Below are 9,697 nucleotides of genomic sequence, written 5' to 3'. Positions count from 1 at the left end.
GCCGGGTCGTCGGCCCGGACCGCCCCGCTCCCCGCCGGAGGCGAGCCCCCCGCCGGGTCGTCGGCCCGGACCGCCCCGCTCCCCGCCGGAGGCGAGCCCCCCGCCGGGTCGTCGGCCCGGACCGCCCCGCTCCCCGCCGGAGGCGACCTCGCCGCCGATCCGCTCGACGAACTCGCCGAGCGGCTCGACACGTTCGTCGCCGCCGCCGTGCACCCGGACGAGATCGCCGCGATCCTCGAGTCCGACGGCATGACCGACGAGCACATCCGGCTCACCTACGGCCGCGCCGACTCCTTCTCCCTCGCCGAGGACCTCTACGCGCGCGTGGAGCGGCGCCACCCCGAACCGTCGGCGCCGTCCGCCGGTGTCTGGCACGGCGAGCTGTGGGGCTGTCTGCTGCGCGGGCTCGTCTTCGCGCTCCCCGGCCTCGCGTACGTCCTCGCAGCCCCGCTGCTCACCGCGGAACACGGCCGGTTCGGGCTCCCCGCCGGGACCGTCCCGCTGCTCGCCGGGGCCGTCACCGGCTGGGTCTGGAACCAGGCCCTCTCCCACCGCGCGTACACCTGGCTCGGCCTCGGCGACCGGCCCGCCGCCGCCCGCGCGCTGCTCACCGGCGCCCCGGCCGGCGCCCTCGCGGGGACGGCCGTCGCCCTCGCGGCCGCCGGGCCCGGCGAGACACCGGCCGCCGTCTTCGCCGCCGGCCAGTCGCTCTACCTCGCCGCCGCGACCGTCCTCCTCGTCCTCGGCCGCGAACGGGCCCTGCTCTGCGCCCTACTGCCGCTCGCCGGCGCCGTCCCCGCCTTCCGCTGGGACCTGCCCGACGCGCTGCGCGCCGGACTGCTCCTCGCCTCGCTCGCCGCGTCCGTCGTCCTCGCCGCGGCCGTCCTGCGCCCCGGCGCCCGGCGGGGCGCGGCGGGCCGCGGCGGACCCCCGCGCGCCGCCTCCCTCCCGTACGGCCTCTTCGGCCTCGGCAGCGGCCTGCTCGTCCTCCACGCGGGCGTGGCCGACACGCTGGTGAGCGGGGCGGGGGCGGTCATCGCGCTCACCCTCTCCATGGGCCCCGCCGAGTGGCTCCTGCACCGGTTCCGGAGCGAGAGCCTGACCCGGCTGCGGACCCTCACCACCGCCCGCGAGTTCCGCCGGGCGGTCACCGGCACCCTCGTGCTCTGCCTCGGCGGCTACCTCACCGTGCTCCTCGCCCTCACCCTCGCCGCGACCCTGGCCTGGCCCGGCGCGCCGTGGCCGACGCTCCCGCGCCTGGTCACCCTGCTCCTGATCGGGACCGTCCTCTGGCTCGGGCTGCTGCTCCAGGCCTTCGGCGCGGTGCTCAGCGCCGCCACCGTCTGCCTGTTCGCGGCGGCCGCGCAGACGGTGCAGCCGGCGGCGGGCCCGGTGGCCGCCGGGGGAGCGGCGGCGGTGCTCGCCGTCCTGACCTCCGCCCTGCTGGTACGACCGACCGCCCACCGCGCTTAGGGACGCCATGACGAACCCCTCCCTCCTGGTGCCGTACTACGAGCACCCGTCCGAACGCCCCGAGGCCTGGTCCGCGCTCGTCGGCGCGGCGCCGTCCCTGTACGGCGTCGTCCTCAACCCGGCGAGCGGCGCCGGCGAGGCCCCCGACCCGGCGTTCGCCGAGGCCGCCGGGCAGTTGCGGGCGGCCGGGGTGCGGGTCCTCGGCTACGTGGACACCGCCTACGGACGCCGCCCGCACGCCGAGGTCGTCGCCGAACTGGTCCGCCACCGCGACTGGTACGGCGCCGACGGCGCCTTCCTGGACCAGGTGGCGACCGCGCCCGCCGCCCTCGCCCACTACCGCCGCGTCGCGGTCGCCGCCCGCGCCGCCGGGGCCGCGACCCTGGTCTTCAACCACGGGGCCCACCCGGACCCCGGCTACGAGGCGCAGGCCGACCTCCTCGTCACCTTCGAGGGCCCCTGGGACACGTACCGGACGCTCGATCTGCCGGTCGCCGCCCACTACTGCCACCTCGTCTACGCGGCCCCGGCGGACTTCCGCCCGGCCACCCCGGTGCACTGCGCCGTTCCGGGTACGGGCGCGCACCCCTGGGGCACCCTCCCGCACCTCCTGGAGCCCGCCCGATGAGGCACGCCCGCCCGACGGCCCTGCTCACGGGAGTCCTGCTCCTCGCCACGGCCTGTACGGCCGCCCCCGACCCGGACTCCAAGACGACCGGCGACCGCTGGCGGCCGGCCCCCGGGCTCACCTGGCAGTGGCAGCTCAGCGGCAGGCTCGACCCGGCCGTCGACGTCCCGGTGTACGACATCGACGGCTTCGACCATCCGGCGTCGACCGTCGCCGACCTCCACCGCCGGGGCCGCAAGGTCGTCTGCTACCTGTCCACCGGCGCCTGGGAGGACTTCCGCCCCGACGCCGACGACTTCCCGAAGACCCTCCTCGGCAAGGGGAACGGCTGGGAGGGCGAGCGCTGGCTCGACATCCGCCGCACCGACCTCCTCGGCCCCCTCATGGCGAAGCGCCTCGACATGTGCCGGGACAAGGGCTTCGACGCCGTCGAGCCCGACAACATGGACGGCTACAAGAACCGCACCGGCTTCCCCCTGACCGCCGCCGACCAGCTCCGCTACAACCGCCTCATCGCCGGCATGGCCCACGAGCGGGGCCTGGCGGTCGGCCTCAAGAACGACCTGGACCAGATCCCGAAGCTGCTCCCGGACTTCGACTTCGCGGTCAACGAGCAGTGCGCGGAGTACGACGAGTGCGGCCGTCTCGCCCCGTTCGTCGCGGCGGGCAAGGCCGTCTTCCACGTCGAGTACGAGCTGACGACGGACCAGTTCTGCCCCCAGGCCAGGAAGCTGGGCCTCAGCTCCATGCGGAAACGGTACGAACTGGACGCCTGGCGCCGACCCTGCTAGGGCCTGTCTGACAATTCCCGTCGGGTCCGGCCCGCCCGGCACGCACGCTCGCCGCACGGCCGAAACACCCAAGTAGCTCCGCTACGAGGGCGTCCCGGCCGCACGCCGATCGCACGCACCGAACGAGCCGGCCTGATCCGACGCGAATGGTCAGACAGGCCCTAGCCCGCCGAGCCCAGCGTCAGCGCGACCAGGGTCACCGTCGCCGCCGTCTCCTCCACCGCGCCGAACACATCGCCCGTCACCCCGCCGAAGCGCCGCACGCACCGGCGGAGCAGCAGCGCCGCCGCCCCGAGGCCCGCGCCGGCCGCCAGGACGTCGCGGACGGCGTCGTACGGGGAGAGCAGGAGGCCCGTCGCGGCGCAGAGGGTCAGGACCAGGGCCGTCGTGAGGGTCGCGGAGCGGGTCGGGACCGTCGCGGCGACGATCGCGCCGAGGCCCTCGGGGCGGGCCGCCGGGACGCCGTGGCGGGACGCGTGGGTGAGGGCGAGGCGGGCCACGGTGGCGGCGAGGGCCGCGGCGACGGTGCCGCGCGCCCAGCCCTCCCCGTACAGCTCGTACAGCGCGGCGACCTGGGCGAGCAGGACGAGGACCAGGGCGATGACGCCGAACGGGCCGATGTCCGACTGCTTCATGATGCGCAGCGCGTCCTCGGCGGGCTTGGCGCTGCCGAGGCCGTCGGCGGTGTCCGCGAGGCCGTCGAGGTGGAGGCCCCGGGTGAGCAGGGCGGGGACGGCGGTGGTGACGACGGCCGCGAGCAGCGGGCCCGAGCCGAGCAGCAGGAACGCCGCGCCGGCCGCGGCGGAGCAGAGCCCGACGGTCAGCCCCGCGAGCGGGGCGCTGAGCATGCCGGCGCGCGCCGCGTCCCGGTCCCAACGGGTGATGCGGGCGGGAAACACGGTGAGGGTGCCGAAGGCGAAACGCAGGCCGTCCATCCGGGCAGGGTAATCGCCGCCCCCGGACGGTAGATTGCGCATATCGCGCATATCGGAAGTGGGTGGCATGGGTCACTGGTTCTCCCGGAACATCGTCGAGCCGGGCAAGCTCCCGATGCTGCTCGCTCTGACCTCCTTCGTCCTGACATTCCTGGTCACCCGCACCGTCACCCGGCTCATCCGGGCGGGGAAGGGCCCCTTCCGGAACGTCTCCTCGGGAGGCCTCCACATCCATCACGTCGTGCCGGGCGTCGTCCTCACGATCCTCGGCGGATTCGGCGCGGTGGCCAGCGGCCGGCACGGCATCGGCGCGGCCGTCTTCGCCGTCGTCTTCGGGATCGGCGCCGGGCTCGTCCTGGACGAGTTCGCGCTCATCCTCCACCTCGACGACGTGTACTGGTCGGAGGACGGCCGCAAGAGCGTCGAGGTGGTCGTCCTCACCGCGGCCCTGGTCGGGCTCGCGCTCAGCGGCTTCTCGCCGCTCGGCGTCAACGACATGACGACGGAGGAGCGCCAGGACCGGACGGCCTTCATCCTCACCATCGCGCTGAACTTCCTCATCGTCCTGGTCACCCTGATGAAGGGGAAGGTCCGGATGGCCGTGTTCGGGATCCTGATCCCGTTCGTGGCGATCATCGGCGCCGTCCGGCTGGCCCGCCCCGGCTCCTGGTGGTCCCGGCGCCTCTACGGCCGCCGCCACCGCGCCAGGGCCCGCTCCCGGATCCGCGCCTACCGCCACGACAAGCGCTGGACCAAGGTGCGGCGCCGCCTTCAGGACCTGATCGGCGGCTTCCAGGAGCGCGTGCCCGGCCGGGGCTCGACACCGTCCTGACCCCGCCCGCGCCCGGCCCGGACCGCGATCAGGACGAGGACGGCGGCGATCGCCGCGATGTGCTCCTTGCCCGCCAGGTTCGCCTTGACCGCCACCTCGATCACCATCGCGAGCACCACCAGCGCGCCCGTCCACCGTGCCCCGTACCGCCAGCAGACGTAGACGGCGAGGCCCACCACGGCCGCCGAGGGGCCGGTGTCGACGACCTGCGCGTCGGAGGCGGGCAGCCCGAAGGGGCTGTCCGGGCCGAGGGCGATGCCCACGCGCGCGTAGAGCGTGCCGGCCAGCGTCGCCAGATAGGCGACGGCGAGCGTCCGCCACCGCCCGAGGCAGATCTCGGCGATCCCGAACACCAGCAGGACCTGTGCGAGGGCGCCCCAGACGGGCAGGTCGAGCGCGGGCACGAACAGCGACAGCGGAGTCCGCAGCAGCGCGAGCCACAAGGGGTCCTCGGCCCGTACGGAACCGATGTCCTGGACCGGCTGATAGCCCCAGTCCTGGTTCTGCACGACCTGGAACAGGGCGGTCAGACAGACGGCGCCGAGCGTCATCGGCGCCGCCCTCCACCGCTTCACGGCCAGCGCCGTCCGTACGGTGGTGAACAGCGGCCCCCACTCGCGGCGGGCGAAATCCTTCAGGGCCCCCCTCAACGACCGCTCTCCAGATGTTTGCGGTGCATCCACTTCGGCAGACCGGGGGCCTCCAGGAACCCCTCGGCCCGCCCGGCCGCGAGGCCGATGCGCAGCAGGTCCGCACTCTTCTCGAAGAGCATGAATCGGGGCTCCCAGATCGGTCGGTACTTGGCGTTGGCGCGGTACAGCGACTCGATCTGCCACCAGCGGGAGAAGAAGCTGAGCAGCGAACGCCACATGCGCAGCACGGGTCCCGCCCCGAGCTTCGAGCCACGTTCGAAGACGGAGCGGAACATCGCGAAGTTGAGCGAGACCTGAGTGATCCCGATCTCCTTGGCCCGCTGCAGGAGTTCGATGACCATGAACTCCATCAGGCCGTTCTCGGAGTCCCGGTCACGGCGCATCAGGTCCAGCGAGAGCCCCTTCGGCCCCCAGGGGACGAAGGAGAGCAGCGCCCGCAGCTCACCCGTCCCGTCGGTGCACTCCAGCATCACGCAGCGGCCGTCCCGGGGATCGCCCAGCCGGCCGAGCGCCATCGAGAACCCGCGCTCGGTGGCCCCGTCCCGCCAGTCGTCCGCCTTGCGGAGGAGTCCGGCCATCTCCTCGGCGGGAATGTCCTCGTGGCGCCGGATCCGGACCTCGTACCCGGCCCGCTTGACCCGGTTGAAGGCCTGCCGGACCGTCCGCATCGCCCGGCCGTCCAGGGTGAACTCGTCGGTCTCCACGATCGCCTCGTCGCCCAGCTCCAGGGCGTCCAGACCGTGCCGGGCGTAGATGACCCCGGCCTCCTCGCTCGCGCCCATCACCGCCGGGATCCAGCCGTGCTCGCGCGCCTCGGCGAGCCAGGGCTCGATGGCGCCCGGCCAGGCCTCCGGGTCGCCGATCGGGTCGCCGGAGGCGAGCGAGACGCCGCCGACCACCCGGTAGGCGATGGCGGCCTTCTCGCTCGGCGACCACACGACGCTCTTCTCGCGGCGCAGCGCGAAGTAGCCGAGCGAGTCGCGCTCGCCCTGCTTGTCGAGCAGGAGCCGCAGCCGCTCCTCGTCCTCCTCGGTCAGCGGGTCGACGGCCCGCCGGGAGCGGAAGGCGGCGAAGAGCACCGCGAAGAGCAGCAGCGTGGACAGGACGTTGATGGTGACGTCGACCCAGCCGGGCGTGCTGATCCCGGCGACCCCCGAGCTGTCCGAGGCCAGCGTGATCAGCCGCATCACGCCGTACTTCCAGCGCTCCAGGAAGGTGGAGTGGCCGGTGGAGTCGTTGGTGACGGTCACCAGGAGGGCGGCGAGCAGCGAGGTGACGAGCAGTCCGCCGACCGCCACCCCCGCCGCGAGCCTGGGGTTGGAGCGGTCGCCCTTCGCGTAGAACTCCTTGCGCCCCAGCAGCAGCGCGAGCACGAACCCGGCGGTGAGGACCAGCGAGATCCAGTTCTGGGCGTGCTGCCGGATCTCCGGGAAGAGCATCACGAGCGCGAAGAGCAGCAGGAAGAGGCCGCTGAGCACCAGGTTGAGGATCCACGCGGCCCGCTTGCGGCGCCGCATGGTGATCGCCAGGAAGAGCGTGAAGACACCCGAGGCGAAGCCCGCGGTGAGCATGTACGGGGTGAAGTAGTCGTCCTCGTTGTGCCGGCGCAGGTCGTTGCCGAACGAGACCCACACGGCGCTCAGGAAGTTGATGAACGTGACGACACGCAGGTACCAGACGGCGAACGCGGCGCCGCGCCGCGAACGGGCGGTCGTGCCCCGGGGTGCTGCATCGGCAGACAAGCGGACTTCTCCCATGAAAAGCGATCATATGGGGCAGCGCTTGCGGCACGGAGACGCCCGGGGCGGTCACGCGCGCGTCGCGCGCGACCGCCCCGGAGTCGGCCGTTCCCTTCCGCCCGCGCTCAGGCCTCCGCGGCCCCCTCGGCGTCCGGAGCGGTCGGATCCGGACGTTCGGGCAGCTCCGCGGCGAACGCGGCCGCGGCCTGGACGAGGGGAAGTGCGAGCAATGCCCCGGTTCCCTCACCCACATGGACGCCGTGATCGAGCAGCGGGTTGAGCGCCATCCGGTCCAGGGCCTTCGCCTGCGCCGGCTCCCCGCTCACCTGGCCCGCCAGCCACCAGTCCGGCGCCCGGAACGCCGCCCGCTGCGCCACCAGCGCACAGGCCGCGCCCACCACACCGTCCAGGATCACCGGCATCCGCCGCACCGAGGCCTGCAGCAGGAACCCGGTCATCGCCGCCAGATCCGCACCGCCGACCGCCGCGAGCAGCTCCAGCTGGTCGCCCAGGACCGGCCGGGCCCGCCGCAGCGCGTCCCGGATCGCCGCGCACTTGCGCATCCACGCCAGATCGTCGATCCCGGCACCGCCCCGGCCGGTCACCACCGAGGCGTCCGTCCCGCACAGGGCCGCGATCAGCGTGGCCGCCGGGGTCGTCCCGCCGACGCTCAGATCCCCGAGCACCACCAGATCGGTGCCCGAGTCCGCCTCCTCGTCGGCGATCGCGATGCCGAGCCGGACCGCCGCCTCCGTCTCCTCGACCGTCAGCGCGTCCTCGATGTGGATCCGGCCGCTGCCGCGCCGCACCCGGTGCCGTACCACCTCGGCGGGCAGCAGCTCCGGATCGCAGTCCAGACCGGCGTCCACGATCCGCACCGGCACGTCCGTCGAGCGGGCGAGGACGGCCACCGGGCTCGCCCCGTCGAGCACCGCGCGCACCAGCTCGTGCGCCGTGCCCGCCGCGCGGCCCGACACGTCGAGCGAGGCCACCCCGTGGTCGCCCGCGAACAGCACGACCTTCGGCTGCTCGATCGCCCGCACCTTGACCGAGGCCTGCGCCGCGGACAGCCACTCGCCCAGCTCGTCCAGCCGCCCGAGCGCACCCGGCGGCACGGACAGCCGCTCCCTGCGCTCCTCGGCGTCACGCCGTATCCCGCCGTCGGGGCGCTCGATCAGATCGGAGAAGTCGTCCAGGTTCAAGGGTTCCGCCTAGTGACAGGTCAGCGAGGGCCATCAGCGATCGGAACCCTACCCGCGCAGTACGAGCGCCTGCCCGGCGACCACGAGGACGACCTCCTCGCACTCGTCCGCGAAGGACGCGTTCAGCCGGCCCAGCTCGTCCCGGAACCGGCGGCCCGCCGCCGTCGCCGGCACCACCCCGGAGCCGACCTCGTTCGTCACCGCCACGACCGTACGGCTCGTCGCCCGCACCGCCGCCACCAGCTCCGCCGTCCGCTCCCGCAGCGCCGCCTGCCCGCCGTCCGCCCAGGTCTCGTCGTCCCATGCGCCCACCCGGTCCATGGCGTCCGTCAGCCACAGCGACAGACAGTCGATCAGCAGCGCCGGACCGTCCTCCTCCAGCAGCGGTACGAGCTCACAGGTCTCGGCCGTACGCCACGAGCCCGGCCGCCGCTCCCGGTGCAGCCCGACCCGCTCGGCCCACTCCGGGTCGCCCTCCCGGGTGCCGCCCGTCGCCACGTACAGCACCTCGGGGAAGGTCCCCAGGCGCCGCTCGGCCTCCACCGACTTCCCCGACCGCGCCCCGCCCGTCACCAGGGTCCGCCGGGGCACCTCCGGCACCTCGTGGTAGTCGCCGACGTACAGCGTCGTCCCGTCCGGCACCGCCCGCGCCCCCGCCGCCGCGAGCCGCCGGTCCAGCTCGGCGCCCGTCGGCGCGTCGTGGTCCAGGTGCACCGCGATCACCTCGGTGGCCGGGCCGACGGCTCCCGTCGCCCGCAGCCGGGCGAGCCCGTCCGGCCGCCCGGTGACATCGGCGACGACCATGTCGTACGGCGCGCGGTGGTCGTCCACGATCCCCGCGGGCGCGCCCCCCGGCGGCAGATACAGCAGCCGCTCGCCGTCGGCCGAGGTCACCTCGTACCCGGTCCCCGGGGAGTCCATCGACACGGCCCGCACCCGGTGCCCGCTGATCAGCGTCAACTCCCGTCCGTCCGGCACCCGCCCGGCCGTCGGAAGCCCCGCGGGCACCTCGACGGCGGGCCCGTCGTGCGGATGCGACAGCAGCACCTGCCGCACCCCCACCAGCGAATGCCCCGACCGGGCCGCCGCGAGCGCGGCCCCCGGGGTCAGATCGAGCAGCAGGGCCCCGTCCACGAGCAGCGCGGTCGCGGCCCGCGCACGCGGCCCTCGGGAGCGCGCGCACACGGCGCAGGGGCAGTCGGAGCGGGGGAGGCCGAGCGGGGCGCCGGTGCCGAGCAGAGTCAGTTCCACCCTCAGATCCTCCCGCGCCACCGCGAGGCGTGCGCGCCCGGCTACGCTGCGGGCAGGAAACCGATCATCCGGAGGCTGACATGGCATGGACGTGGCGGCCCGTCACAAACCACTGGCCCCGGTCGAAATGCCCCTGGCAGACAGTGGACATCTCGGCGGCGCCGGTGGTCACCGTTCTAGCGACCCGGACCAT

General features: G+C 74.3%; 9 protein-coding genes. 4 read left to right on the top strand and 5 right to left on the bottom strand.

Going from position 1 to position 9,697, the window contains the following annotated elements:
* From ABZ318_RS37490 to ABZ318_RS37480, 3 genes are all read left to right on the top strand, one after another.
* Positions 1-1,473 (top strand): hypothetical protein (locus ABZ318_RS37490; RefSeq protein ID WP_356906899.1); only part of this gene is annotated, 1,473 nt, incomplete at its 5' end.
* 7 nt (positions 1,474-1,480) lie between these two features.
* Positions 1,481-2,101, top strand: a complete 621-nt coding sequence (locus ABZ318_RS37485; RefSeq protein WP_356906898.1) for a spherulation-specific family 4 protein — start codon at positions 1,481-1,483, stop codon at positions 2,099-2,101.
* Positions 2,098-2,892 (top strand): endo alpha-1,4 polygalactosaminidase, encoded by a 795-nt coding sequence (locus tag ABZ318_RS37480; RefSeq protein WP_356906897.1) that lies wholly within the window; start codon positions 2,098-2,100, stop codon positions 2,890-2,892. Before ABZ318_RS37485 ends, ABZ318_RS37480 begins: the two co-directional genes overlap by 4 nt.
* A gap of 161 nt (positions 2,893-3,053) precedes the next feature.
* On the opposite strand, the gene cobS is transcribed toward ABZ318_RS37480, so the two are convergent.
* On the bottom strand, positions 3,054-3,827 hold the full coding sequence (gene cobS / locus ABZ318_RS37475) for an adenosylcobinamide-GDP ribazoletransferase (protein WP_356906896.1): 774 nt from the start codon (positions 3,825-3,827) through the stop codon (positions 3,054-3,056).
* A 67-nt stretch (positions 3,828-3,894) separates the two neighbouring features.
* Between cobS and ABZ318_RS37470 the strand changes: the two genes are divergently transcribed.
* The gene (locus tag ABZ318_RS37470) at positions 3,895-4,659 is read left to right on the top strand and encodes a hypothetical protein (protein ID WP_356906895.1); all 765 of its coding nucleotides are present in this window, start codon (positions 3,895-3,897) and stop codon (positions 4,657-4,659) included.
* Here ABZ318_RS37470 and ABZ318_RS37465 read toward each other — a convergent pair.
* From ABZ318_RS37465 to ABZ318_RS37450, 4 genes are all read right to left on the bottom strand, one after another.
* Positions 4,599-5,309: a hypothetical protein gene (locus ABZ318_RS37465; protein ID WP_356906894.1), complete on the bottom strand. Its 711-nt coding sequence runs from the start codon at positions 5,307-5,309 to the stop codon at positions 4,599-4,601. The two genes, ABZ318_RS37470 and ABZ318_RS37465, sit on opposite strands and share 61 nt — an antisense overlap.
* Positions 5,306-7,069 carry a phosphatidylglycerol lysyltransferase domain-containing protein gene (locus tag ABZ318_RS37460; RefSeq protein ID WP_356906893.1) on the bottom strand — a complete coding sequence of 588 codons (1,764 nt, stop codon included), beginning with the start codon at positions 7,067-7,069 and terminating at the stop codon, positions 5,306-5,308. Before ABZ318_RS37460 ends, ABZ318_RS37465 begins: the two co-directional genes overlap by 4 nt.
* A gap of 107 nt (positions 7,070-7,176) precedes the next feature.
* Complete coding sequence (cobT, locus tag ABZ318_RS37455; protein WP_356906892.1) at positions 7,177-8,253, bottom strand: nicotinate-nucleotide--dimethylbenzimidazole phosphoribosyltransferase; 1,077 nt, start codon at positions 8,251-8,253, stop codon at positions 7,177-7,179.
* A 48-nt stretch (positions 8,254-8,301) separates the two neighbouring features.
* Positions 8,302-9,504 carry a bifunctional adenosylcobinamide kinase/adenosylcobinamide-phosphate guanylyltransferase gene (locus ABZ318_RS37450; RefSeq protein ID WP_356906891.1) on the bottom strand — a complete coding sequence of 401 codons (1,203 nt, stop codon included), beginning with the start codon at positions 9,502-9,504 and terminating at the stop codon, positions 8,302-8,304.
* Positions 9,505-9,697 lie beyond the last annotated feature (193 nt).

Source organism: Streptomyces sp. NPDC006197, assembly GCF_040613865.1.
GTDB lineage: Bacteria > Actinomycetota > Actinomycetes > Streptomycetales > Streptomycetaceae > Streptomyces.
Note: the sequence above shows the minus strand (reverse complement) of the source record. Positions and strands in the feature narration are given on the sequence as shown.